This is a genomic window from Winogradskyella epiphytica (assembly GCF_003217215.1).
Taxonomy (GTDB): Bacteria; Bacteroidota; Bacteroidia; order Flavobacteriales; family Flavobacteriaceae; genus Winogradskyella; species Winogradskyella epiphytica.
On sequence record NZ_QJTD01000010.1, the window covers coordinates 6756 to 31433 of the forward strand.

The following is a 24678-nucleotide window of genomic DNA, read 5'->3' on the forward strand; positions in this document are numbered from 1 at the left end:
TTCTGCAAATTGAGCTTTCGACCCTGTCGAAATTGGGGACTTTATTATTTGCTTGGGTTGGTGATTGTTTGAGGGGCTTTGTGTCTTCTCTGTGTTCTCACTGTGTGTCTCTGTGGAATAACTTCTTAGCTCCATTAGTTCTCGATACTTTTCTCGCGCACTCGAAACTCTCGAACTGACGGTGGTGAGGTGTAAGGGATTAGGGGTTAGTTAGTGAGTCAGTGAGATAGTGAGTCAGTGAGTGTGAAAAGTGAATCGATTTTAGTCATTTATGTTAGTTTCTAGCTTCCAGCTTCCAACATCCAACTTCTAGCTTCCAGCCGTCTAATTTCTAATAGCTTCTGCGTGTCTCTCCATATAATCACTAAAAACTACCATCTACCAACTAAAATCTCTACTTTACAAACAGTTTCATAAATTTATAGTTTCTTAAATTAACACTATTGAAAACTCGTAAAAAGATCCTCATCGGATTATTAGCTATTGTCATCATTGGATTATTAATTCCTCAAAACTTACAGATGCCTGTTACAGGTGCAAGCCAGTCCGATTACAATTCTGAATCTTTTTGGTATTACCCTTGGGGAAAATCTATTACGCACAAAGGGGTTGATGTGTTTGCTAAAAAGGGAACCGATATTAAAGCTTCTACCATTGGCATGGTATTATATGCTGGTAAAATTCCTGTTGGTGGCAATATTATTGTGGTACTAGGTCCTAAATGGAGATTACATTATTACGCACATCTCCATGAATTAAAATCGTCATCTTTATCCTTTGTCAATAAAAACACAAGCATAGGAACGGTGGGTTCTACGGGAAACGGTGCAGGTAAACCACCTCATCTCCACTACTCTATCATAAGCATGCTTCCTTACGTTTGGAGAATGGATTCAGATAGGCAAGGTTGGATGAAGATGTTTTATCTCAACCCCATTGAATATTTCGAAAACTAAGAAATTTCATTTAGACCATTAATTAAAAGATGATTTTGTATTCCGATTAAGCATATTTATACGCGGCAGGCCTCATAAAACGATACATAAGGTGGTGCCTCTCGATTATTCCAATTAGAATATCGAAAAATTAATGCACAGCTTTTTGATTCTTCACCTCCTGCTTACTGCTGCATTTTCAAATATTTATCTACCGAATGTCTACCAGATCCATAGAATAAAAAGAAAACACATAAAAACAACACGGTTGATGACAACAATAGGTTTGTTGGATTCATCACACCTATGAAATTTATTAAAACCGCTCCAATTAGAATTGGTAGTTGAGCTATAATAGCCCAACGTGTTAATAGCCCGAAAACAATTAAACAACCTCCAATAAAATGAGCGGGTGCCACATAATGCACTAACATTATATCACCTGCTAAGGAGTTAATCGGCTCATATAAATCTATTAATAGGTGAATATTCGACATAAAGAAAATGCCTTTATAGAACAAAAATACGCCTAAAGCGATTCGTAAGAGATCAAGAGGATAATACGTGTGCGCATTAGCCCATTTATTCAGTGTTTTAATATAGCCCATGATACAACTGACTTTGATTAAACTACTATAAGTTAATCATTTTCAATAAGACATCATCTAACATTTATAAAACATACTGTATTTTTAATATTTTGAAAGTATTTCTCACATATCAAGAGACACATATACTCATCAGTTTTTATACTTCTTTATTCAAACAAATCAGAAGACAGATAACGATCACCGCGATCGCAAATAATACTAACAACAATGCCGCTGTCTAATTCATTAACCAGTTTCAAAGCTGCAGCTGTAGCGCCACCACTACTCATTCCCGCTAAAATGCCTTCGTCTTTTGCTAATCTTCTAGTCATTGCCACGGCTTCATCCCGACTCACCTCTAGAATTCTATCGACCTTTGAAGCATCAAAGATTTTTGGCAAATAGGCTTCAGGCCATTTTCGTATGCCAGGAATATTAGAATCGTCTGTAGGCTGCACCCCTACAATTTGAACGTTCTTATTTTGTTCTTTCAAATAGGTTGATGTTCCCATAATGGTTCCTGTCGTTCCCATAGAAGATACAAAATGTGTTATTTCGCCATTAGTATCTCTCCATATTTCAGGCCCTGTAGATTTGTAATGTGCCTTCCAATTATTGTCATTAGCGAATTGGTTGAATGAAAAGTAGCCTTCATGTTCAACTTTTGATTCCGCATAATCACGAGCACCTTCAATCCCATCTGGATGCAAGGTTACTTTAGCCCCATAAGCTTTCATGGTTTGAACACGCTCTTTAGTAGCACTTTCAGGCATCACTAGTTCGATGTCGAGTTTAAATATTCCAGCAATCATCGCCAATGCTATTCCTGTATTTCCGCTAGTTGCTTCGATCAGTTTGGAATTTTTATCTATCTGTCTCGTATCAAGTGCTGTTTTTATCATATTATAGGCGGCTCTATCCTTTACGCTTCCACCTGGATTGTCGCCTTCTAACTTAAAATACAAACTCACATTAGGATTTGTATTCAATACCATCGATTTCACTAATGGTGTATTTCCTATTTGATCAATTATTGTTTTATTCATTTTAACGCTCTGTTTTTCTAATTACTTGTACATCGGGGTTATGCAAAACTATAGAGTCTTTTGCCACAGGATGAGTTAACCATGTATTTCCTCCAATAATACTATTCTCACCTATGACCGTTTTACCACCTAAAATAGTCGCATTAGCATAAATCACCACATTCTTTTCAATAGTTGGGTGGCGCTTTGTATTCTCAAGTTCTTTTTCCACTTTGAGCGCGCCTAAAGTTACCCCTTGATAAATTTTTACATTATCATGAATAATTGTCGTTTCTCCAATAACGATTCCTGTGCCGTGATCGATAAAAAAGTCATCTCCAATCTGAGCACCAGGATGAATATCAATTCCTGTTAATTGGTGCGCATACTCGGTCATAAGTCGTGGAATAAGTGGTAAACTTAAGCTATAAAACACACGAGCCATTCTATAAATTGCGATGGCAAAGAAACCTGGATAGGCTAAATAGACTTCCTCTATGGAATGTGCCGCTGGATCATTATTGTAAATCGTTGTAGCATCTTTTTTCAAACTGCAGAATAAATCAGGGATCACTTTTGTAAAGTCCTCCCATCTTTTGCAAGGCTTCCCAACAATATGTGGACAAGCCAAATCTCTAATCTTTGTAAATAAGACTTCCAGTTCTACTAATGCTTGTTCAGCATCTGTGCCCTCATCAAATAAAGCATTAAATAATAACTGCGTAAACCTTTGGGATTCTTTCTTTAAGGTTATCGACACCTTAATGTCTTGTTTTTGATTCTTTATAGCTTCTAATAATAAAGCGTGATTCATAGTATTTATTTATAGGAATGATAACTAAACAGGAGTATAAATTATTTCGATTGCATCGGTTTAGACGTTTTTATACTTCAGCTGTCCATTTACTCAAAGATAAACATCAAACAGAGAAATAGACGAATATGACGCCATACATTTTATTATTTCGATATCGTAAATCAAGATTCCTTGTAGATATAATCGACTGTAAAACATACTTTATTCACGCATTGTAATGGTGCAAAAAAATAATATCAGAATCTACAAATCTGCACTTCTATTTTATTACCTTGCTTAGCTTAAGCAACCATATCACATGATTAGAAATATATTAGCTACAATTATTGGTTTTATTGTCGCCTCTGCCACCGTTTATATTTTTGAATCTCTAATAGGTCAAAACCTATTTCCTTTACCTATAGGTGCAGATCCGTTGAATTTAGATTGGCTTAGCAAGAATATGCATCTGATTCCAACAGGGGCTAAAGTTTTTGTAGTATTAGCACATTTTTTTGGAATTGTAGCAGGTATGTTTGTTGCTGCTAAAATTTCTAAAACGAGTTTAATTCCAAGTTATATTGTTGGTGTTTTAATGCTGGCCGCCACATTTTTTAATATTATTACGCTCCCTAAAGAGCTTTGGTTTACACTTTCAGATGGAGTATTAGCGCTTATTGGATTCTATTTAGGACATCAATTAGGTTCTCGACAAATAAAGAAGACAGAAGATATCTCTTAAATTTAGATTCAGAACAAAATGTTATCGAAGAAAATTCAATGGCATTTTAAGTCAGTACTTTCAAACCGATTAGAGCCTTAGGATCAGGACAATTCTCTCTATAAAAACCTAGATCTTTATCGGAGCATACGCCGGGATAATCGCCATAATTATCTTGAAGGTCTTTAATGATTTGAAAGTGTAAATGAGGTGGGTAATCACCATTAACTTCTGAAGTTCCAAGAGTAGCTAATTGTTGACCTGGTTTCACCTCGCTTCCAACCTTCAAATTTGCAATAGATTCTAGGCTTAAATGTCCATACAATGTATAAAATGATTGGTTATTAACATCATGCTTCAAAATTATAGTCGGCCCGTAATCTCCATAGTTAGTATTATTTTTAAAACTATGAATAACACCTTGTAATGGTGAATATATAGAAGAACCTGCTACAGCCCATAGGTCGACACCTAAATGAATATGTCGTTGGTCCTCAGGATGTTCTTTCGTAAAATAATCACTACGCTGATAGATTCCTCTTTTCTCAAGATAGCCTCCAAAGGCAACCTTAGCCTTTTTCGCCTTCATATTCCTAAATATATAAAGTTCTAAATCGTCAGAGGAAGCAATATTAATCTCATTTAACTCTATATTATCAACAGATAAATCGATGGATATATACTCTTCAGACTTTAGGTTTTCACCTAAGAGCGGAAAAGGCTTCAGAGTTTTTAAAAAAGCTTCAAATCTGGTACAGCTCATAACTATTTTTTACTAAAAATAAGAAACAATACGCTGTAACTTATCTTTCTTCATCACAAACTATCTTTTATTAACTACCGTCAATTTTCGAACTTTAATCGTATAACTAGAGGTATAACCTATCTATTCTGTTTTAATACATAGGTACTCCATAAATTGATAAAAATATTTTAAATTATAAGAATTACTTAAATTTCATCGTTTGCTTCTAAAAAGTTAGGGAATTGAATTATCTTTAAATCGTGAAAATCGAACATCGAAATTTTCAATTAAAAACTAAATCTATTTAAGATTAACCACTATGTTAAAACGCCTCCTTATTATCCTGTCTATTTTGGCTATAGGCTTACTTTTATATTCTGTATTTGTTGAAAATATATTTTCCCCACGTTTGAGTCCAAAGGATTCTGCACAAATATCACTCAACGACCTAGAATTAAAAGTGGAGTATAACAGACCATCTAAGCGCGACCGTGAAGTTTTTGGTGCACTCGTACCCTTTAATAAAGTATGGCGAACCGGAGCGAATGAGGCTACAACATTTGAAACCAATAAAGACCTATTAATCGATGGCATGCGATTAAAAAAAGGGAAATACACGATTTGGACAGTACCAAATGAAGAGAAATGGAAAGTGATGTTCAACTCCAAACAATACGAATGGGGTGTTAATGAAAAAATGGAACCTATGTGGGACCCCAATTATGATGCCCTTGTGTTGGAAGTTCCAAGTGAAGAATTAGATGTGGTGGTAGAAAAATTTACTATTGCCTTTGACAATAAGACAGGACACCTGAAACTCACTATGGCATGGGATAATATCTTAATTGAAGTGCCTTTAGAAGTTCACCCTAATTCTAAATCGTAAGTTGATCGTTGCTTGTGGCAAAGAAAGATAAAACATATAAATCGGCATTACAGGAACAAGATGGCGTTGAATCTCCAGATAGTTTAAGTTCTAATGCTGCCGAAATCTTTAAAGCCAGACGAAGAAAACAACCTTCGACTCAGGACTTAGTTTCTGGAATTACTTCCGGAAATATAACGGCTTTAAGCAGAGCCATTACTTTAATTGAAAGTACCAATCCTGCCCATTCTCAAAAAGCGAATGAAATCATCAACGCCTGTTTACCTCACGCGAATACATCGATACGAATTGGTATTACAGGAGTTCCTGGAGTAGGTAAAAGCACCTTTATTGAAGCCTTTGGACTGCATTTAACCTCATTGGGAAAGAAAGTTGCCGTGTTAGCCGTTGATCCTAGTAGTACCTTAAGTAGAGGCTCTATATTAGGTGATAAAACCCGTATGGAAGATTTAGTAAAAGATAAGAATGCTTTTATTAGACCATCGCCATCAGGTGATTCATTAGGTGGTGTCGCGAGGAAAACGCGAGAAACCATAATTCTATGTGAAGCAGCAGGATTTGACACTGTTATTATTGAAACCGTTGGTGTTGGCCAAAGTGAAACTGCTGTACATAGTATGGTGGACTTCTTTTTATTGCTGAAATTAGCAGGTGCAGGAGACGAACTCCAAGGCATAAAACGCGGGATTATTGAAATGGCCGATGCTATTGTTATTAATAAAGCTGATGGTGAAAACATCAAAGCTGCCAAGACTGCTAAGGTAGAATTTAACAGAGCATTGCATCTATACCCAGCAAAAGCTTCGGGCTGGTCACCTAAAGTGTCTTTATGTAGTGGTCTTAAACGCGAAGGGATTTCTGAAGTATGGGAAATGATTGAAAACTATACGACAACCACTTCGGATAATGGTTTCTTCGATAGCCATAGGAACAATCAGAATAAATTTTGGCTGCTTCAAACTATAGAGGAACGCTTAAAATCTAATTTCTACAATTCAGAAAACATCAAAGTCGAATTAAAAGCTCAAATCATGTTGGTGGAGGCAGGAAAGACAACTCCTTTTGCAGCGGCAGAATATTTACTTTCACTTCAGTAGATGCGCTTCAGTTTTACCTTACATTTTCAAGATTCTACTTTTAAATCACAAGACCTTCGTTCTGATATAAAAAAACAATATTTTTGTACCGACTAAGACCTTTAGCGCATGACATATAAGTTTACCATCATAGTTCCGGTTTATAATGAAGAGGACAATTTAGAACGTGTAGAAACCGAACTTTCGAACTATCTTAAAATAGCAAAGGTAACCTCGTCTGTTCTCTTTGTTAACGATGGTTCTAGTGATAATAGTCAAGCGTTAATTGAAGCTATTTGCGAACGTAACGAGGCTTTTAATTATATCTCCTTTAAACAAAACCGAGGGTTAAGTGCAGCTATTAAAGCTGGCTTTGATTATGTCGATTCAGAATTGGTTGGTTATATAGATTCCGACTTGCAAACCACACCAGAAGATTTTAATATTCTGTTAGATCATATTGATACACATGAATTAGTGACTGGCGTTCGTTCTAATCGAAAAGATTCTTTTGTTAAAAACATGTCGTCTAAAATCGCTAACGGCATTAGACGCACCTTTACACATGATGGCATGGACGATACGGGTTGCCCGCTTAAAGTCATTAAAACAGACTACGCTAAACGCATCCCCATGTTTAAAGGCTTGCATCGCTTTTTACCTGCTATGATTTTATTGCAAAAGGGTAGAATTATACAAGTGCCTGTACAGCATTTTCCAAGAATGGCAGGAACCGCAAATTTTGGACTATGGAATCGGCTTTTCGGACCATTAATGGATTGCTTCGCCTATTTATGGATGAAGAAGAAATACATTAATTACGAGGTAGAAAAATCTAGCAAATAAATTATACAATTTGAAAGACTGGATTATTTACAGCATAGGATTTTTAGCTCAGATTTTATTTTCTTCTCGGCTAATCATCCAATGGATTACCTCAGAAAAACAAGGAAAGGTAATTACACCCACCACATTTTGGACTTTGAGCTTAGTCGCATCGTTTCTGTTATTTATTTACGGCTATTTAAGATTGGATTTTTCAATCATGTTAGGACAGAGCTTAACTTACTACATTTATATCCGAAATTTACAGCTTCAAGACCAGTGGAAAAAATTCCCAAAAGTGGTTCAATACTTATTAATTATAGTACCTGTTTTTATTGTGGTGTTTTATTATAACAACAATAAAATAGACTTAGATCTTCTGTTTAATAAAGAAACTATTCCTCTTTGGTTATTAGTTTTAGGCATTATAGCTCAGGTGGTTTTCACTTTGCGTTTTGTTTATCAGTGGATATATTCTGAACGTCTTAAAGAATCGACATTACCATTAGGATTTTGGATACTGAGTTTAATTGGGGCAGGTTTAATTTTAAGCTATGCCATTATAAGAGAAGATCCGGTATTGTTTGTTGGTCATTTATTTGGGTTAGTCATTTATGCTCGTAACGCCTATTTAATTAGAAAATCTGATGATTAAATACATTGAAAAATATCCGGTTATAAGCCTGTTATTATTTGTAATTATGATGCTTGGCTTTACCATTGATGCCATTCCTGTAAGCATTATGGAAGCTCGAAACTTTATTTCGGCAAGGGAAATGCTCACGGATAATAATTGGATTTTAACGACAATGAATGGCGAAGCTCGATACGAAAAACCTCCCTTGCCAACCTGGTTGACGGCAGCCTTTGGTTATATGTTTGGAATTTCATCTGTTCTCGCACTGCGATTACCTGCCTTATTGTTTTTAGCGAGCATTGGTATTTCTGTCTATCTATTATCGAAAGAATTGGAACTCAGAACATCTCATAGTGTTATTAATGGTTTTATAGCACTGACTTCCTTTTATATCATAGGTATTACTATTGAAGCCCCTTGGGATATCTACGCTCATGGATTTATGTTGTTGGCTTTATTTCAATTGTTTTTAATGTTGAAAAGCGAATCTACTTCAATTGTACATAGTTTATTATTCGTGTTATTTATAGCCGGTTCTGTATTATCTAAAGGCCCCGTTTCACTTTATGCACTGTTCTTGCCATTTCTGTTTGCTTATGGCATCGCTTTTAAATATAAAGGGGGCGTTCTTCATTTTTTAAAACTGTTGAGCCTTCTCATTTTTGGAATAGTTTTAGGTGGATGGTGGTATATGCATGTTAGACTTGCAGATCCTGAAACTTTCAATGCGATTGCTACGCGTGAAACTTCGAATTGGAGCAGTTATAACGTTAGACCTTTTTACTATTATTGGAGTTTCTTTGTTCAAAGTGGACTTTGGACAATACCCGCTTTTATTAGCTTACTTTACCCCTATTTAAAATCGAGGGTGATTCATTTAAAAGCGTATCGCTTCAGCTTTTTTTGGACAATAATCGCTGTAATTTTACTGTCTATTATTCCTGAAAAGAAGTCACGTTATTTAATGCCTGTATTAATTCCGTTGGCCTTTAATATTGGGTTTTATATCGACTATATCATTCGTGAATTCAAAAATTTAAAGTCTAAAAGAGGAACCTTACCTATATACTTTCATTTTGGGTTAATAGGACTTTTAGCTCTGTTATTTTGGGTTACAGGATTCTTCTTAATACCTTCATTATCTGGTTTTGCATTAGTTCGATTTGTAGTTACGAGTATCGTTCTAATACTCATTGGAATTTTCATTTTTAAAAACCTGAGAGCCAAGAACATTAAGGTGGCATTCTATCTTCTAATCGCCTTTATGCTCAGTATTGGGTTCTTGGCCTTACCCTTGGCTAAAGTCCAAGCACACCCGACCTATAAGCCAATTTCCGAAATAAATGCTGATGCAATTCCACTATACCATTTAGATTATGTGGCACCAGAAACCATTTATAATTATGGCGATAAAATCCCTAATTTAAAGACGGAAGAAGGTTTTATTGTTCCTGAGGAAAAGGAATTTAGATTATTAACAACTTCGACGAATCCTGAAGATATTGAAGCATTATCTCATCTTTACACTATAGAGTTTGAAGCAACCTACGATTTAAACTTCTCTAAAAACGGGTATAATAAAAGATTAGTGAATCAGCTATATAAACTTACTCGGAAATAAATTTATTCAAAAGGTACTTATTAAGCTTATAGAATCCGTAGCCCGTTACTGCACCAAAAGTTAATCCGCATACAATATCTAAAGGATAATGCACGCCAACATAAATACGACTATAGGCTACAACTATACTCCAAATCAACATAAGATAGATTAAATTTTTGAAGTATGGTCTTAACAAGAGTCCTGCAAAAACAGCGGTTGACATAGAGTTAGAGGCATGTCCGGAGAAAAACCCATACTTCCCACAACGCGGCGCGACAAAACGCGTTAAATCCATAATACCTTCTGCTCTGCAGGGTCTTGGACGTTGAAATGTATCTTTAAAAATATTTGTAATTTGATCGGTAAATGTAATCATGGCTGCGATAACAAAGACCATCATTAATAAAGCTTTCCAACCAAACTTTTTATAGATTAAATAAAGTAAAGTCGCGTAAATAGGAATTGAAGAAAACTTGTAGGTGATAATCAACCAAAGCTTATCCCAAGTCTCCGAACCCCAATTATTGAGGTATAAAAAAAGCTCCTTATCGTACTCTAAAAGTTGATCTAGCATTAATCTTCGTATCTCGCTATTTCTCTATCGTAAAAATCGGTCGCTTGCTGAATGTAGTTTTCCATTTCAGTTTCTAATTCCTTTTCATCATGCTGGTCGAATTCTTCAAAAAACTCTACCTCATCATTTTCAAGGTTAATTACAAAGCGAGGGAATTCGGTATGAATAATAAAAATAGCGTTTGGATAATCTGTATTATCGCCTAAGATGAATTTTGGTAATTCCATTTGATGAGTTAAAGGTGATAAGCATGAAACTTGTTTAGAACTTTCAGCGCTTATGATTTTAATTATTATGTCAGCAAAAATAGTAAATGAAATTGAGTTCTCTAACTATTAGTATTTAAACTGTTTTTCATAATGAGTTTCTTAGTAAGAAGGTTGAATCTTATAAACAGTAATATTGCAGCTACACTAAGCCCAGCAATTAAACCAACCCAAATACCTAAACTTCCATACACCTCTTCTCTTCCTAAATAATAACTAATAGGAAATCCAACCACCCAATACGAAATGAATGTGATCAAGGTTGGAATCTTCACATCTTGCAAACCACGTAAAGCACCTAGAGCAATGACTTGAAGACTATCGGTAATTTGGAAAACAGCAGCTGCTAATAATAAAGTCGATGCTATACCAACCACTTCTCTGGTGTCTAAAGCATTTACAGGATCATCTAAGTCCACATACAATTCTGGTAGGAACTGATGAAAGACAACGAAAAACAGTGCGAAAGTCACTGCAAAAATAAAACCGACTAAAAATATAGATTCTGCAATACGTTTTAAGGATATATAATCTTTTAAACCTTTTTGGTTACCCACTCTAATCATTGCAGCAACACTTAATCCTGTTGCCACCATAAAGGTCATAGATGATAAGTTTAATGCAATTTGATTGGCGGCTTGAGCATTAGCTCCTAAGGTTCCACTTAACCAAACTGCGGCCGTAAAAATACCAACTTCAAAAAACATTTGCATGGCACTTGGCATTCCCAAATTCGTCAACTTTCGAATAGGTTGTTTACTTAATTGAAAGAATTTAATATTGGTCACATACGCTTTTGATTTTTCACGTTTGGCTAATAACCACCAGAGATAGGCGACCATTACAAATCGAGAAACTAAAGTTCCAACGGCTGCTCCAACAATACCCATTTCAGGAAAACCAAACTTACCAAAGATGAGTAAATAGTTAATCACCACATTAAGTACATTCGCTACAATAGTAGCAAACATTGGGTATTTAGTTAGGGACAAACCATCACTAAACTGTTTTAATGCTTGAAAAACAATTAATGGTACTAAGGAAAATGCTACTAAATCTAGATATGGAATAGCTAAATCAACGACTTCCGCAGGCTGATCCATTATGTACATTAAAGGTTTAGCAAACAAGAGTATGGTAAAAAGCACGAGTCCTAGAAGGGTACAAAGAAATAGACCATGTTTAAAAACCGATTTTCCCTTTTCGAAATTACCTTCTGTATCAGCTTCAGCCACTAATGGCGTTATGGCTGTAGAAAAACCAATCCCTAGTGACATGGCAATGAAAATAAAACTATTTCCTAAAGACACTGCAGCTAATTCTGCGGCACCCAATTGCCCCACCATGATGTTATCTATAAAACTAACAAAGGTATGACCAAGCATACCCAACATCACTGGTGATGCAAGTTTGAGGTTATATTTAAATTCCTTTGTGTAGTTACTTAAAATCATGGCGCAAAAGTAACACTTCCGATTAGTTTTAAAACTGAAATAATTGGTAAATTATTGTGAAATATTTAAGAGATAAGCTTTAAGCTAAAGTGAAGTAATAAGGGTAAAGTTTCTAATGCAATCGCTTGGATTGGGTTGTAAAAGACAAACCTTGTTGGCCTGCTGTTGATGTCATTACACCTTCAAAAATAGGTTCAGGACAATTTTGAGGCGTTTGCCAGTCGAATAAAAAGTTAGATCCTGTACCGCCTGAAATATCCGTTTCGTTGATAACAATTTCTACAGTTTCTAAAGGTGCTAAATACACGGTTGTCTTGATATAACTTTTTAAAAGCGTACCGTGGGTATCGTAGTAATCGGCTTTACTCAAATAAATCGTATCGTGCATACTTGTATTTCGCAAGCTAGCCATTGCCGTAAGATTATAAGTTTTGTGGTGAGAAAAACTATAGATTTGAGAGTAAATGGATATGTACGACTGTCCTTGTACTAAAGAATCTGATGCCGAAACCTGAGCCACCCTTTCGCTCCAATTGACTTTTTTTGGGTCTTGATAATCTTCATCTTTTACCGTATTGTCACAAGCATATAAACCTAGTAAAGACATATATAAGATTAGGATTTTTTTCATGTTGTGATAATTTAATGGACAACTACAAAATTAAGATAATGAATTTTGTTTGAGGGCTTATTCTACTATTTCGTAGTCTATACTAAGTTTTCGTAAAGCTCTTAGTGCCGAACCTGAGTTTTTATCATTGACTTCAATATCAACAGCATCACCTTCTACAAGTATATCGGTAAGTTCGTTTGCAAAAGAATTGCTCATAGTGTTCGAAATTTCGACCATACAATTGGCTATCGCTCTTTTATCCGGCCTTTGAGCATCACAAGACAATAAATTTAACTTCATAATACATTAAGTTTATCATGTTTATCACCTTCATTAGTGATGTAATGCAAACCTTCAACGAAGTTAAACATTATGATATAACTTAGGCGTTTCTTCAATTATTTGTTAAACGCAGCGACAATCTTTCAATTCAAATCCATTAGTTCACGATGGAACTTATCGCTAAAGCCAAGAAATCTTATAAGGCTTGCACATTCTGTTTCGCTTCTTCAAACTCTATAACCATATCCGCAACAATTTCTGCAACAGGTTTTACATCATGAATTAGCCCAGCAATTTGACCGATTTCTAATTCGCCATCCTCTAAATCACCTTCAAACATGCCACGTTTAGCTCTTGCTCTACCTAAGAGTTCTTTAAGCTGCTCTGGAGTTGGTGCGGTTTTGTAAAGCTCTTGAATTTCGTTAAAGAATTTATTCTTTATCAGTCGGACTGGAGCTAATTCCTTTAAAGTTAATTGTGTATCACCTTCTTTAGCATCCACGACAACTTGTTTAAAAGCCTCATGTGCAGAAGATTCTTCACTAGCAACAAATCGACTTCCCACCTGAACGCCATCGGCTCCCAAGACCATACAGGCTAACATGGCTTTTCCTGTGGCAATTCCACCTGCCGCGATTAATGGAATCTTAATTTGTTCCTTAACCATAGGTATTAAAGTCAAGGTGGTTGTTTCATCTCTTCCGTTATGTCCTCCAGCTTCGAATCCTTCAGCCACAACAGCATCTACTCCTGCCTCCTGTGCTTTTAAGGCAAACTTTACGCTACTTACCACATGAACTACTGTAATTCCTCTGTCCTGTAACCATTTAGTCCAGGTTTTCGGATTTCCTGCTGAAGTAAAGACAATTTTCACACCTTCTTCAACAATGATATCCATGATTTCTTCAATATTTGGATATAACATAGGAACGTTAACCCCAAAAGGATGGTCTGTAGCTGCTTTACATTTTTGAATATGCTCTCGAAGAACATCGGGATACATTGAGCCTGCGCCTATTAATCCTAAAATCCCTGAATTACTCGCTGCTGAAGCTAATCTCCAACCGCTATTCCATATCATACCTGCTTGAATGATGGGATGTTTTATATTGAAAAGTGATGTAATTCTATTTGCCATTGTGCTATACTATTTATGAAATTGTTGTAAAATAAAGACATAGCTCATCAGTTAGAACATCAAAAGACGTCCAACTTATGATAAGACCATAATCTAATTGGCAATTTAAGAAATTACTCCCGAACCTAGCAATTCATCTCTCAAATACCAGGCTACAAATTGTCCTTCGGTAATGGCAGATTGTTTGTTTTCAAATTCAACGTACATACCTGACTCCACTTTATGAAGAATAGCTTTGTCTAGGGGTTGTCTATAGCGAATTCTTGCTGAAACCTCCATAGTTTCCCCATCTTTCAAGGCTAGATCCTCACGAACCCAATGTAATTCGTCGTTAGAAACGAATAATACATTTCTATACAATCCTGGATGTTGTTTTCCTTGGCCTGTATAGATTACGTTTTCATTCACGTCGGTTTCAATCACAAACAAGGGTTCAACCGTTCCGCCAACACCTAAACCTTTTCTCTGTCCCTTTGTAAAATAATGCGCTCCTTGATGTTTTCCTACAACTTTTCCATCGGATTTATTGTAGACAGGCTTCTTTGAAAGAAACTCAAGTTCAGATTCTTTAGAATCAAACTTAGGTATCGCTTGGCTATAGGTTTCGAAAGAGTCATCAACCTCAACAATGACCCCTTCTTTAGGTTTTAATTGTTGTTGTAAAAACTCCGGTAATCGAACTTTGCCAATAAAACATAAACCTTGAGAGTCTTTCTTTTCAGCCGTAATTAAATCTTGGGCTTTTGCTATTTCTCTTACTTCCGATTTCTGTAATTCGCCTATCGGAAATAATGCTTTCGCCAATTGTGCTTGAGACAACTGACATAAAAAGTAAGATTGGTCTTTATTTTTATCGGCTCCCGCTAATAATTGATGAATTTCTTTGCCGTCTTTTTCTATAGTTGTTTTTCGGCAATAATGCCCCGTAGCTACGTAGTCTGCTCCGAGTTCCATAGCGATGTCCATAAAGACATCAAATTTAATCTCGCGATTACATAAAACATCAGGATTCGGTGTACGTCCTTTTTCGTATTCATTAAACATATAGTCTACAATACGCTCTTTATACTGCTCACTTAAGTCTACAGTTTGAAAAGGAATACCCAATTTATCTGCCACGAGCATGGCGTCATTACTATCCTCTAACCAAGGACATTCATCTGAAATAGTCACAGAGTCATCGTGCCAGTTTTTCATAAACAGACCGATCACCTCATAGCCCTGCTCTTTTAAAAGATAGGCTGTAACACTCGAATCTACTCCTCCGGAAAGTCCTACAATGACACGTTTCATAGTTATTTACTTTAATATTTTATTTATCGGTTATAAGTGATTTTTAGATATAATTGTACCACGAACCTTTCTAACGTGCAAAAATAGTCATAAATTGAAACATGATGTCAGTTCGAGTGTTTTTTGTGAAGTGGAGCGAAACAAAAAAAGTATTGAGAACTAATTAAACTTTTTCTTAGAAAGATTAGGCAGTTTCTCAAACTCATTATTTATCAAAGCTTCCTTCTTTGCTCGTGACCATTTCTTAATTTGTTTTTCAGTAGAAATGGCCTGATTCGGATCTGTAAACATGGCATAAAAAACTAAACTAACAGGTCTTCTACTATAGGTATAACAATCCAAATAAGTACCAATTTGATGATCTCGTATTCTTGCTTCTAGTTTTGATGTAAATCCTGTATAATAACTTTTATCGCTGCACTCCAATATGTAAACGTAATATGTTTTCATGAATTAAAATTAGTTAGAAAACCTGACTTCTCGATACAGTTTCCTCGTCCCTCGAAAACCACTCGAAGTGACAAACATATTATTATGAAATCAAATGTAAATCAGATGGATTGTCGGCATGTCTAGAACTTAGCTCAATATCACACTCTTTAGTAGTCCGAAAAACTCCGGCAAAATTACAAAATAAAAAAGGCAATCGTATTAAGATTGCCATTCTGAAATATTATCTAAAGTATAGCGTAAACTATTGCTCTTTTGAAATTACTTTTTGATTTGTATGATCTACTTCTCTAACTACTTTTCCGTCTTGATAATACTTCCAGATGCCCGATTTTCGGTCTTTAGTATACTCTCCTTCGGAGGTTAGATTTTCGTCTGCATCATAATACTTTGTTTCGCCGTCTAATTGATCTTCTTTATAATAGGACTGACGTATAAGTTTATTTTGCTCCGTAAACCACTTGGCTTCTCCATGTAGTTTTCCATCTTTGTAGTGAGCAGATTCGGCTAGCAATCCATTTTTATAGTACACAAAGCGCTCTCCAAGTAATAAGCCTTCGTCGTTATAATTTTCTACAATCATTTTAGCCGAAGAGTTTTTGTGATAAAACACCCATTCGCCAATGAATCGCTTACCATTCATTTTCCCTTCGCTAATCACCTTCTTATTAGACGCGAAAAAAGAAACATCGGCCAGGCTATCTTTTTCTCTAAAGACTTTTACCGCACTTAAAACACTTTTACCAGAGGAAAGGGTATAATACTTAAATGAATCGACCTCTTTTCCATGTTTAAAAACACCCTTATAACGTACCTGATCTGTATTATGATAGTTTTTTGTCCATAACCCGTGTCGTTTTCCGTTAGCATCATACTGATTTACGGCACTTTGAGAAAAGCCCATAACACAAATTAACGACACCATAATACCAGTAAATAATCTCTGTTTTTTCATTGATCAACTTCTAATTACATTCACGAGTATTAATACAACTCAAAAAACTAACTTTTATTTCTTTTTACCTCTTTGCTGTGCTTGCTTTTGTTGCTCAGCTTGCTCCATCATTTCAGCCATCTTTCTTTGAAACTTATTTTGTTTCTTTGGCTTCTTTTTGCTGACTTCAATTTTGGCTAATATTTTCTCTTCATCAATGATGTAGTTTTTAATCACTAACATGATTCCGATACTAATTAAGTTAGATATGAAATAATACAAACTTAATCCTGAAGCATAATTATTAAAGAAAATTAACATTAACAGAGGTGAGAAGTAAATCATATACTTCATCATTTTCTGCATATCAGGCATACCTTCTTGAGTAGGTTGCGTAGCCATTTGCTGACCAGTGGTCATTTTCATATAGAAGAAAATAGCGATAGCAGCTAAGATTGGGAACAAACTCACGTGATCTCCATAAAACGGAATATGGAATGGTAAATCTAATACAGAGTCAAAAGAACTCAAATCGTCTGCCCATAGGAAACTCTTTTGTCTTAAAGCAAATGCCGTTGGGAAGAACATAAATAAGGCGTAGAACACAGGAATTTGCATCAAACCAGGTAAACATCCGCTTAACGGGCTTGCTCCTGCTCTAGACTGAATAGCCATGGTTTCTTGTTGTGCCTTTAATTTATTGTCTTTGTACTTTTCTCTTACTGCATCTAACTCTGGCTTTAAGATTTTCATCTTCGCCTGAGATAAGAATTGCTTATACTGCACAAAAGACAACATGATTTTTACTAAAACCGTCATTACGATAATAGCTATACCATATGGCAAGAAGCTACTTAAGAATCCAAATAGAGGAATAAATAAGGCTTTGTTTATCCAGCCGAAAATCCCCCATCCAAATGGAATACTTTCTTCTAGGCCTCTATCATATTGCTTTAAAGTTTTACTATCAGTTGGACCATAATACATGGTCATATTTTTATTGATCTCACCACCACTAAAGGCTAAAGGCAATTTAGTCGTGTACAATTTAGTATATAAAGTATCAATTTCTTCATCTTCAACTAAATCTGTAGATGTAATACTTGCCTTTTTAAATGGAGTGTCCTTAGCAACTAAAATAGAACTAAAGAAATGCTGCCTGTAAGATATCCAATCTACATCTTTAAGTTCTTCATCATCTTCACCACCTTGAGATAATTTATCAACCTTCCCATCATTATACATATAGGTTAATCTTGTATAACGATTCTCGTAGCTGATACTTTTTGAATGACGAATACTTTTCTGCTGCCAATCTAAAGTAATGGGTTGAGAAGTATTAAATACACCACTTAAACCTAGTGATTTAATTGAAAAATCAATCATATAATCATTTGGTTTCAACTCGTAACGGTATTCTAAATACTCTCTTTCAGACACTTTTAGTTTCATAGAAACTACAGTGTTATCACCACTTTTAGATACTGTTGGTTCAAAAGGAAAATCTTGTGTATTTAAAATACGATTATCAGAAGTACCAAAAGAAATATTGAAAGCACTATTGTTGTCCTTTACCATATAGATAGGAACCGAATCGTAATCTACGAAGTTTCTGAGTTTTACCTCAGCTAAATGACCTCCTTTAGTGTTGAATTTTAATTCGTAAACATCTGTTGTAACTGTAGTATACTTTTCTTTTGCTGAAGGCAATGTCATTGCATAGGCAAAAGACCCTACTTTAGATTGAAGCTCTGCTCTTTGAGTAGAATCTAACTCTTGAATATTAGCAACGTAATCGTCTGCAGTGGTTACTAAAGTCTCCTCTTGTTTACGTGCTTTCTTCTGGGCTTCAATCTGCTCTTGTTCCGCTATTTTTTGTGCTTCAAGCTCTTCAGGAGTCGGTTGATTTTGATACATGATGTATAATAGAATCCCAAAAATGAGAACAAAGCCTATTATAGAATTAACGTCGAATTTCTTTTCTTCCATATCTATTTTACGTCTCTCGACTTACATTGCTTAAGATTTACTTGAGCAGTAATTAATAATCTATGTTTATAACTAATGCTGTAACAAATTCAGCGGGACAAATTTAAGCCCTTCTTTTGGTTCACCAAAAAACTGTCCAAAGTTAATTTTACGCCACACTGACATAAAATATTATTATTTTTTCTTTTTGAATTTATGAGCTGCAGCAACAAATGCTACAAATAAAGGATGTGGATTCTTTACAGTACTCTTGTATTCTGGATGATACTGCACACCTACAAACCAATTATTTTCAGGAATTTCTACAATTTCCACTAATCCAGTTTCAGGATTAATGCCCGTAGCTTTCATTCCTGAATTTTCAAATTGATCTTTATAGCTGTTATTGAATTCAAATCGATGTCTATGTCTTTCGTTAATTGAATCTGATTTATATACACTGTATGCTATACTATCTTTTTCAATTTTACATTCCCATGCTCCTAAACGCATAGTTCCGCCTTTATTAACGACATCTTTTTGTGATGCCATTAAATTGATGACTGGATCTGGCGTATTTTCATCCATTTCCATTGAATTTGCATCTTGAAGCTTTAAAACGTTTCGTGCATATTCAATTACGGCCATTTGCATTCCTAGACAGATGCCTAAAAATGGAATGTTTTGCTCACGTACAAATCGAACCGCTTCAATTTTTCCTTCAATACCACGTTCACCAAAACCTGGAGCCACTAAAACACCATCGAGATGCCCTAATTTAAAGTCGATATTACTTTCTGTTAAATACTCCGAATGAATTGGCTCTACATGAACCTTCACTTCGTTTTCCGCTCCGGCGTGAATGAATGCTTCTAATATCGATTTATACGAATCTTGAAGTTCTACATACTTACCAATTAATCCGATAGTGATTTCACTCTTAGGATTTTTATGACGTTTTAAAAAGGCATTCCATCGTTTTAAATCCGGCACAACACTTTTAAGTTGTAACTGATTTAAGACCACTTTATCCAAACCTTCTTCTAACATTAAATTTGGAACATCATATATTGTTGAAGCATCTATAGATTCTATAACGGCTTCTTTCTTCACGTTACAAAAACGCGCTAATTTTTCTTTGATTCCAGCACTAAGTTTATGTTCGGTTCTACACACCAAAATATCTGCCTGGACACCACTTTCCATTAAAGTCTTTACACTGTGCTGTGTTGGTTTCGTTTTTAATTCACCAGCAGCTGAAAGGTATGGCACTAAGGTTAAGTGAATCACACAGGTGTTGTGATCACCTAAATCCCATTCTAATTGTCTCACGGCTTCGATGTACGGTAAAGACTCAATATCGCCTACAGTTCCACCAATTTCAGTGATGACAATATCATAATCACCAGAATTACCTAGAATTTGAATTCTACGTTTAATTTCGTCGGTGATATGCGGTATCACTTGAACCGTTTTACCTAAAAACTCACCACGTCGCTCTTTATCGATCACACTTTGGTATATTCTACCTGTGGTCACGTTGTTTGCTTGTGATGTTGGAACATTTAGAAAACGTTCGTAATGCCCTAAATCAAGGTCAGTTTCTGCCCCATCGTCGGTTACATAGCATTCACCATGTTCGTAGGGATTTAAGGTTCCTGGATCAATATTGATATAAGGGTCTAATTTCTGAATGGTCGTTCTGTAACCTTGAGCTTGTAAGAGTTTAGCTAAAGAGGCTGCGATGATGCCTTTTCCGAGAGAAGAGGACACTCCGCCTGTTACAAAAATATACTTAGGATTTGTGGTCATGTTGCGCTTTTAAACGCAGGCAAATTTACAAAATAAAACGAGTAAACAATGCATAGTTTTAGGTTTGTTTTCAAGCAGAACTTTGGAAGGCTTAATCGACCATGATATGGGCTTTTCTATTTTACCATTCATCATAGAGGTCAAGATTATTTCATGCACATAATATGCGTAAATTTTAAAAACACCCTCCTACCACATTTTTTTACTTTATTAAAAATGAATACTTTACATTTAATAATTTCACTATATTGTTAGATCATCAAAACCAACTTATTCATGAAAAAAATTACTTTAGCAATTGCTTTAATAAGTATTTGCACGCAAGCTCAAACATTTCCTAGCCCGTATTGCGACTTAGACAGTGGTAGTACTACTGAAGAAATTACATCCATTACATTCGGAGAAACAATTATTGAGAATTCGAATACTAGTGACGCCTTAATTGACTTTACGTCTACGAATATCAATATTACATCTGGTCAGACCTATTCCATCGTCGTTGAAGGTAACACTTATGGACCTTTTGACACCAATATAGTGGCATATATAGATTGGAATCAAAACGGTATTTTGGATGACAGTAATGAAGTTTATCCTATTGGGACACTTTCAAATTCTACGGGAGGTGATGGGGTTTCCGTATCCGCTGATATTACCGTTCCCGCTGAAGCACTTGAAGGCACCACTAGAATAAGGGTTACTAAAACCTATACAGATTCAGACTCGGTTGCCGTTGAAGATCCATGTGCCATTTCTATGTCTATTTTAGACTACGGCATTTTTGCTGGTTTTGGCCAAGCGATAGATTTCTCATTAACTATTGGGGCATTTAGTGTTGATGAGTTCGACGCGAGTGCACTCTCTGTGTATCCGACACCTACAAAAGACTTTTTAAATATTGAGTATAAAACACCTATTGAAGCTATACACTTATACAACCTTATTGGTCAAGAAGTACTTTGGAAAGTTACTGAGGCTACAAAATCATCCTTAGACCTGTCATCTCTTGAAAGCGGTGCTTATATCGTAAAGATTATCACTAAGGATGGACAACACAACTTGAGAATTCTTAAACAGTAGTTAGATATAAACTACAGACAACTTTGTAAGCCTAAAAAAGAGGAATAAACGTATGATTTATTCCTCTTTTTTACACGAGACCTTTACTTTTTAAAATCTCTTCGAATATTGTAAATCAATTCTTCTAAACCGTTCACTTTTATGTCGTACATCTGCGTCATCATTCGTCCTAATTTCCCTTCTGGGAATCCTTTTTGCCTATACCAGATATAATAATGCTCTGGTATATCTAATAAGTATTGATTTTTATATTTACCAAATGGCATTTTGTAATGTGCGAGTTCTATAAGGGCTAATCCGTCTAATTCCATTGGTATAAAATCTAAATAATGATAATTGGTGATTTTTTTTCTGAGTCCCAAATTTAAACCCTATTTGATAGGTTTCAATTTTAAAACACTAAAGAAGTTTTAGAGCTTTTAATTAATGAGACTTAAATTGATCTAAGGCTTTCAGTTCTTTCGCTACAAATAGTTCCCAGGCCTTTTGTTTTTCAATATTCATACTGTGATTCGTCTGTTTATCATAACGAATCTGTGTTTCGTTCAGAGCTTTATTCACGGAATCGTGTAAACTTCTCATTTGTTCTTTCAAATTTTGGTTCACCACAAGTTTGGTGAGCTGCTGTCTGAATTGCCTAGCATATAATTCAGTAATATCAAAATGCAATTGCTCATGCCTTAAGACATGATGATTTCCTCTACTTTTTACATACCAAGATTTGTTGGGGTAGAAATGTGCCTCTACTGTTGTTCTATAATCCACGATACGTTTTCCCGAGGTTTTTAAAGAATAGCCAAAGGTAATTCCAGAGGCTGTTAAAGCAACGGCATCCGATGTAGGGTCAGGATTCCCTTTAAAGTCAGACCATGAAAGTTTTTGCCCCTCACTCCAAGATTTAGCGTCTTCGTTAGACATATTTCCAACGAAAAACGCTACTATAAATAAAATACTATACTTCACGGATAATTATTTCCTGATGCCAACACTGTAGTGCTTCATCATTAATTTAAAAAGCAAGCGGACTTGAATGAATTTATTTGGCTTCAACAATTCTTAAATCACTGTATTTCACCACATAAACAGCTTCATTAACATAACCACCAAATAAGGCTTTATTGTACCTAAATTTGTTCTCAATATACTCCGTCTCCACAGTATTTACTGAAGCGTCATATAGGTTTTCAGCAGAAGCCAAACGCATTAGGATATCTAAAGTAATATCAAAACCTCTCGCTACATATTTACTTGGAGTTACTCCATATTCCTTGCGGTAAGAGGTCACAAAACCATTGTCTTTGGTTTCGTCATAATCTTTGTAAATAGATGGATAGTGAAATTGTAAATTTGACAAATAATTATTATCAATATCCTTACCTTCAAAAGCTTTGTTTTTATCGGTTGTTGCTAGTATAATTTCTGCTCGATTCGTTCTTAAGCCATTTATCATACTAATAACACTTGAGGCAAATGCATTATCATCCGTTTCTAAAAAAACATAAGTTTTTCCAGATGGAAATACATTTTGCAAACTCGCAGGGTTTATATAAAGTAAGTCTTTCGAGGCGTCTTTACTACTCGTCAATGTGAAAATAAGTTTAGAATTAGGAAATTCTCTTTGCAAGGCTTCACTGGTTGCTCTATTCGCACGATCTGAAATGATGACTACTTTTGTCTTTAAACTATCTGCTTTTACATAATCGACCATAGCCTTTGTCAATAATTTATCTTCAGGTATGGTTTGAAATACGTTGCTATAAACATCCTTTGGTTTGTTCATTGCAGCAATCAAAGGCACTCGATCACCCTTTAAAGCTAGGGCTACTCGGTTAAAATTACTATCTTCCATTGGACCGATGATAGCATCATATTTAGAAAAATCGTTATCCTCTAATATACTAGAAACGGTAGATGCCTGACGACGTGTATCAAATACTTTTAGATCTGTAGATATTCCTAATTGTTTAGCTGAATCTAAAGCCATTAAAACACCTACATGAAAGTCTAATACTATTGATAATAACTTATTATCCTTAATCCTTGCTTTCGCTTCTTCTACTGAGTCTACATCTATTCTATTAAGTTGATATGGCATCATTAATGCCAATTTCTTAGTTTTAAAATTAGATAAACTCGTTTTTAAATTAGTTGTGCCTACAGATTCTAATTTGGTAGTGGTATCCACTTCGGCTGGAACTTTTAAAATCATTCCGGCTTTTAAACCTGTTTCTTTCAATTCTGGATTTAACTGTTCTAATTGTTCTTGAGTTAAATCAAGTTTCACTTTTAGTCTGTAAAAACCTTCTTTAGGTAAAACCTCATAATAACCATAAGCGGACTCAATCTCCTTTTCCTCTTTATCTTCGATATTAGGTACATTAAGCACATCTCCTGGCTGAATAACGTCGTTCATAGAAGGGTTTAAAGCCTCTAATTCAGGAACCGTAATTCCGAATTTATAAGCAATTCTCCACTTACCTTCACTTGGCTGAACGGTATATTTTTTAACCGTATTACTTAAGGTCTGTCTAGAAACCACTGTTTTATAACGTGGAATCCTAATTCTATCTCCTCGCTTTAAATTTTCCGAATATAAAAAGCGATTTGCTTTTTTAATTTCATCCTCGGTTACATTATATTCTTTAGCTAAACCATATAATGTTTCTTTACGACGAACCTTATGTTTTTCGTATCCAATTATTTCACGACCTTCTTCAGCTATAGGTTCATTCTTTACTTTAGTATTAGGAATGATTAAAACCGTATTAGGCTGAAACTTACGTTTAGCATCAGGGTTTAGTGCATAAATATCGAAAGGTGTTACCAAATACTTTTTGGCAATAGTTGCGATAGTTTCACCTGGTTGTACCGTATGCTCAATATAATTTTGAGCACTTAAACCCATAGTAAACGCAATTAATACGATGGTTAAAATCTTTTTCATGTATATTCTTTTACTATAACCTACTCTAAAT

At 35.3% G+C, this 24678-nt stretch carries 26 protein-coding genes; 8 read left to right on the plus strand and 18 right to left on the minus strand.

Features of this window, described 5'->3' with window-relative positions; translation table 11 throughout:
- The first annotated feature begins 443 nt into the window (after window positions 1–443).
- Window positions 444–956: a M23 family metallopeptidase gene (locus tag DFQ11_RS13970; protein ID WP_110476503.1), complete on the plus strand. Its 513-nt coding sequence runs from the start codon at window positions 444–446 to the stop codon at window positions 954–956.
- 164 nt (window positions 957–1120) lie between these two features.
- Here DFQ11_RS13970 and DFQ11_RS13975 read toward each other — a convergent pair whose 3' ends face one another.
- From DFQ11_RS13975 to epsC, 3 genes are all read right to left on the minus strand, one after another.
- Window positions 1121–1543, minus strand: coding sequence for a DoxX family protein (locus DFQ11_RS13975; RefSeq protein WP_110476504.1), 423 nt, complete (start codon window positions 1541–1543; stop codon window positions 1121–1123).
- Window positions 1544–1692: 149 nt separating this feature from the next.
- Window positions 1693–2571: a cysteine synthase CysM gene (gene cysM / locus DFQ11_RS13980; protein ID WP_110476505.1), complete on the minus strand. Its 879-nt coding sequence runs from the start codon at window positions 2569–2571 to the stop codon at window positions 1693–1695.
- Window position 2572: 1 nt separating this feature from the next.
- Complete coding sequence (gene epsC, locus DFQ11_RS13985; RefSeq protein WP_110476506.1) at window positions 2573–3364, minus strand: serine O-acetyltransferase EpsC; 792 nt, start codon at window positions 3362–3364, stop codon at window positions 2573–2575.
- Between the two features lie 301 nt (window positions 3365–3665).
- On the opposite strand from epsC, the gene DFQ11_RS13990 reads away from it, so the two are divergent.
- Window positions 3666–4088, plus strand: a complete 423-nt coding sequence (locus tag DFQ11_RS13990) for a hypothetical protein (protein WP_189343025.1) — start codon at window positions 3666–3668, stop codon at window positions 4086–4088.
- 46 nt (window positions 4089–4134) lie between these two features.
- Here the strand turns inward: DFQ11_RS13990 and DFQ11_RS13995 are convergent, their stop codons facing one another.
- Window positions 4135–4830 (minus strand): peptidoglycan DD-metalloendopeptidase family protein, encoded by a 696-nt coding sequence (locus DFQ11_RS13995; protein ID WP_110476507.1) that lies wholly within the window; start codon window positions 4828–4830, stop codon window positions 4135–4137.
- Between the two features lie 301 nt (window positions 4831–5131).
- Here DFQ11_RS13995 and DFQ11_RS14000 point away from each other — a divergent pair, with 301 nt between their 5' ends.
- The 5 genes from DFQ11_RS14000 (at window position 5132) to DFQ11_RS14020 (ending at window position 9857) form a co-directional block, all read left to right on the plus strand.
- A complete protein-coding gene (locus DFQ11_RS14000; protein ID WP_189343024.1) occupies window positions 5132–5698 on the plus strand; it encodes a DUF2911 domain-containing protein in 567 nt (188 codons plus the stop codon).
- Between the two features lie 14 nt (window positions 5699–5712).
- Window positions 5713–6795, plus strand: coding sequence for a methylmalonyl Co-A mutase-associated GTPase MeaB (gene meaB / locus DFQ11_RS14005; protein ID WP_110476532.1), 1083 nt, complete (start codon window positions 5713–5715; stop codon window positions 6793–6795).
- Window positions 6796–6903: 108 nt separating this feature from the next.
- Window positions 6904–7620 (plus strand): glycosyltransferase, encoded by a 717-nt coding sequence (locus DFQ11_RS14010; protein WP_110476508.1) that lies wholly within the window; start codon window positions 6904–6906, stop codon window positions 7618–7620.
- Window positions 7621–7630: 10 nt separating this feature from the next.
- Complete coding sequence (locus tag DFQ11_RS14015) at window positions 7631–8254, plus strand: lipid-A-disaccharide synthase N-terminal domain-containing protein (RefSeq protein WP_110476509.1); 624 nt, start codon at window positions 7631–7633, stop codon at window positions 8252–8254.
- Window positions 8247–9857: an ArnT family glycosyltransferase gene (locus tag DFQ11_RS14020; protein ID WP_110476510.1), complete on the plus strand. Its 1611-nt coding sequence runs from the start codon at window positions 8247–8249 to the stop codon at window positions 9855–9857. The genes DFQ11_RS14015 and DFQ11_RS14020 overlap by 8 nt, the downstream gene beginning before the upstream one ends.
- On the opposite strand, the gene DFQ11_RS14025 is transcribed toward DFQ11_RS14020, so the two are convergent.
- The 11 genes from DFQ11_RS14025 to DFQ11_RS14075 form a co-directional block, all read right to left on the minus strand.
- The gene (locus DFQ11_RS14025) at window positions 9844–10413 is read right to left on the minus strand and encodes a phosphatase PAP2 family protein (protein WP_110476511.1); all 570 of its coding nucleotides are present in this window, start codon (window positions 10411–10413) and stop codon (window positions 9844–9846) included. The genes DFQ11_RS14020 and DFQ11_RS14025 overlap by 14 nt on opposite strands.
- Complete coding sequence (locus DFQ11_RS14030; RefSeq protein WP_110476512.1) at window positions 10413–10640, minus strand: hypothetical protein; 228 nt, start codon at window positions 10638–10640, stop codon at window positions 10413–10415. The genes DFQ11_RS14025 and DFQ11_RS14030 overlap by 1 nt, the downstream gene beginning before the upstream one ends.
- A 101-nt stretch (window positions 10641–10741) precedes the next feature.
- The gene (locus tag DFQ11_RS14035; protein ID WP_110476513.1) at window positions 10742–12133 is read right to left on the minus strand and encodes an MATE family efflux transporter; all 1392 of its coding nucleotides are present in this window, start codon (window positions 12131–12133) and stop codon (window positions 10742–10744) included.
- A 112-nt stretch (window positions 12134–12245) separates the two neighbouring features.
- A complete protein-coding gene (locus DFQ11_RS14040; protein ID WP_110476514.1) occupies window positions 12246–12764 on the minus strand; it encodes a DUF3124 domain-containing protein in 519 nt (172 codons plus the stop codon).
- Window positions 12765–12821: 57 nt separating this feature from the next.
- Entirely contained in the window at window positions 12822–13046 is a 225-nt protein-coding gene (locus tag DFQ11_RS14045) for a hypothetical protein (protein WP_110476515.1), read from the minus strand.
- Between the two features lie 178 nt (window positions 13047–13224).
- Complete coding sequence (locus tag DFQ11_RS14050) at window positions 13225–14166, minus strand: NAD(P)H-dependent flavin oxidoreductase (RefSeq protein ID WP_110476516.1); 942 nt, start codon at window positions 14164–14166, stop codon at window positions 13225–13227.
- Between the two features lie 105 nt (window positions 14167–14271).
- A complete protein-coding gene (mnmA, locus tag DFQ11_RS14055; RefSeq protein ID WP_110476517.1) occupies window positions 14272–15459 on the minus strand; it encodes a tRNA 2-thiouridine(34) synthase MnmA in 1188 nt (395 codons plus the stop codon).
- A gap of 159 nt (window positions 15460–15618) precedes the next feature.
- Window positions 15619–15909 (minus strand): GIY-YIG nuclease family protein, encoded by a 291-nt coding sequence (locus tag DFQ11_RS14060; protein WP_110476518.1) that lies wholly within the window; start codon window positions 15907–15909, stop codon window positions 15619–15621.
- A gap of 244 nt (window positions 15910–16153) precedes the next feature.
- Window positions 16154–16864, minus strand: a complete 711-nt coding sequence (locus DFQ11_RS14065; protein ID WP_110476519.1) for a toxin-antitoxin system YwqK family antitoxin — start codon at window positions 16862–16864, stop codon at window positions 16154–16156.
- 54 nt (window positions 16865–16918) lie between these two features.
- Entirely contained in the window at window positions 16919–18832 is a 1914-nt protein-coding gene (yidC, locus tag DFQ11_RS14070) for a membrane protein insertase YidC (protein ID WP_110476520.1), read from the minus strand.
- A 174-nt stretch (window positions 18833–19006) separates the two neighbouring features.
- A complete protein-coding gene (locus tag DFQ11_RS14075) occupies window positions 19007–20623 on the minus strand; it encodes a CTP synthase (protein WP_110476521.1) in 1617 nt (538 codons plus the stop codon).
- Between the two features lie 276 nt (window positions 20624–20899).
- Here DFQ11_RS14075 and DFQ11_RS14080 point away from each other — a divergent pair, with 276 nt between their 5' ends.
- A complete protein-coding gene (locus DFQ11_RS14080; RefSeq protein ID WP_110476522.1) occupies window positions 20900–21703 on the plus strand; it encodes a T9SS type A sorting domain-containing protein in 804 nt (267 codons plus the stop codon).
- Window positions 21704–21786: 83 nt separating this feature from the next.
- Here the strand turns inward: DFQ11_RS14080 and DFQ11_RS14085 are convergent, their stop codons facing one another.
- The 3 genes from DFQ11_RS14085 to DFQ11_RS14095 form a co-directional block, all read right to left on the minus strand.
- Window positions 21787–22014, minus strand: a complete 228-nt coding sequence (locus DFQ11_RS14085; RefSeq protein WP_110476533.1) for a DUF3820 family protein — start codon at window positions 22012–22014, stop codon at window positions 21787–21789.
- 112 nt (window positions 22015–22126) lie between these two features.
- The gene (locus DFQ11_RS14090; protein ID WP_229791309.1) at window positions 22127–22666 is read right to left on the minus strand and encodes a DUF922 domain-containing protein; all 540 of its coding nucleotides are present in this window, start codon (window positions 22664–22666) and stop codon (window positions 22127–22129) included.
- Window positions 22667–22739: 73 nt separating this feature from the next.
- The gene (locus DFQ11_RS14095) at window positions 22740–24647 is read right to left on the minus strand and encodes a LysM peptidoglycan-binding domain-containing protein (protein WP_110476524.1); all 1908 of its coding nucleotides are present in this window, start codon (window positions 24645–24647) and stop codon (window positions 22740–22742) included.
- Between the last annotated feature and the right edge of the window lie 31 nt (window positions 24648–24678).

Bases quoted from the DNA above. Each gene is read 5' to 3' on its own strand.
- DFQ11_RS13975 (WP_110476504.1), bottom strand. From the start codon at position 1,543: ATGGGCTATATTAAAACACTGAATAAATGGGCTAATGCGCACACGTAT.
- cysM (WP_110476505.1), bottom strand. From the start codon at position 2,571: ATGAATAAAACAATAATTGATCAAATAGGAAATACACCATTAGTGAAA.
- epsC (WP_110476506.1), bottom strand. From the start codon at position 3,364: ATGAATCACGCTTTATTATTAGAAGCTATAAAGAATCAAAAACAAGAC.
- DFQ11_RS13990 (WP_189343025.1), top strand. From the start codon at position 3,666: ATGATTAGAAATATATTAGCTACAATTATTGGTTTTATTGTCGCCTCT.
- DFQ11_RS13995 (WP_110476507.1), bottom strand. From the start codon at position 4,830: ATGAGCTGTACCAGATTTGAAGCTTTTTTAAAAACTCTGAAGCCTTTT.
- DFQ11_RS14000 (WP_189343024.1), top strand. From the start codon at position 5,132: ATGTTAAAACGCCTCCTTATTATCCTGTCTATTTTGGCTATAGGCTTA.
- DFQ11_RS14010 (WP_110476508.1), top strand. From the start codon at position 6,904: ATGACATATAAGTTTACCATCATAGTTCCGGTTTATAATGAAGAGGAC.
- DFQ11_RS14020 (WP_110476510.1), top strand. From the start codon at position 8,247: ATGATTAAATACATTGAAAAATATCCGGTTATAAGCCTGTTATTATTT.
- DFQ11_RS14025 (WP_110476511.1), bottom strand. From the start codon at position 10,413: ATGCTAGATCAACTTTTAGAGTACGATAAGGAGCTTTTTTTATACCTC.
- DFQ11_RS14030 (WP_110476512.1), bottom strand. From the start codon at position 10,640: ATGGAATTACCAAAATTCATCTTAGGCGATAATACAGATTATCCAAAC.
- DFQ11_RS14035 (WP_110476513.1), bottom strand. From the start codon at position 12,133: ATGATTTTAAGTAACTACACAAAGGAATTTAAATATAACCTCAAACTT.
- DFQ11_RS14040 (WP_110476514.1), bottom strand. From the start codon at position 12,764: ATGAAAAAAATCCTAATCTTATATATGTCTTTACTAGGTTTATATGCT.
- DFQ11_RS14045 (WP_110476515.1), bottom strand. From the start codon at position 13,046: ATGAAGTTAAATTTATTGTCTTGTGATGCTCAAAGGCCGGATAAAAGA.
- DFQ11_RS14050 (WP_110476516.1), bottom strand. From the start codon at position 14,166: ATGGCAAATAGAATTACATCACTTTTCAATATAAAACATCCCATCATT.
- mnmA (WP_110476517.1), bottom strand. From the start codon at position 15,459: ATGAAACGTGTCATTGTAGGACTTTCCGGAGGAGTAGATTCGAGTGTT.
- DFQ11_RS14060 (WP_110476518.1), bottom strand. From the start codon at position 15,909: ATGAAAACATATTACGTTTACATATTGGAGTGCAGCGATAAAAGTTAT.
- DFQ11_RS14065 (WP_110476519.1), bottom strand. From the start codon at position 16,864: ATGAAAAAACAGAGATTATTTACTGGTATTATGGTGTCGTTAATTTGT.
- yidC (WP_110476520.1), bottom strand. From the start codon at position 18,832: ATGGAAGAAAAGAAATTCGACGTTAATTCTATAATAGGCTTTGTTCTC.
- DFQ11_RS14075 (WP_110476521.1), bottom strand. From the start codon at position 20,623: ATGACCACAAATCCTAAGTATATTTTTGTAACAGGCGGAGTGTCCTCT.
- DFQ11_RS14080 (WP_110476522.1), top strand. From the start codon at position 20,900: ATGAAAAAAATTACTTTAGCAATTGCTTTAATAAGTATTTGCACGCAA.
- DFQ11_RS14085 (WP_110476533.1), bottom strand. From the start codon at position 22,014: ATGGAATTAGACGGATTAGCCCTTATAGAACTCGCACATTACAAAATG.
- DFQ11_RS14095 (WP_110476524.1), bottom strand. From the start codon at position 24,647: ATGAAAAAGATTTTAACCATCGTATTAATTGCGTTTACTATGGGTTTA.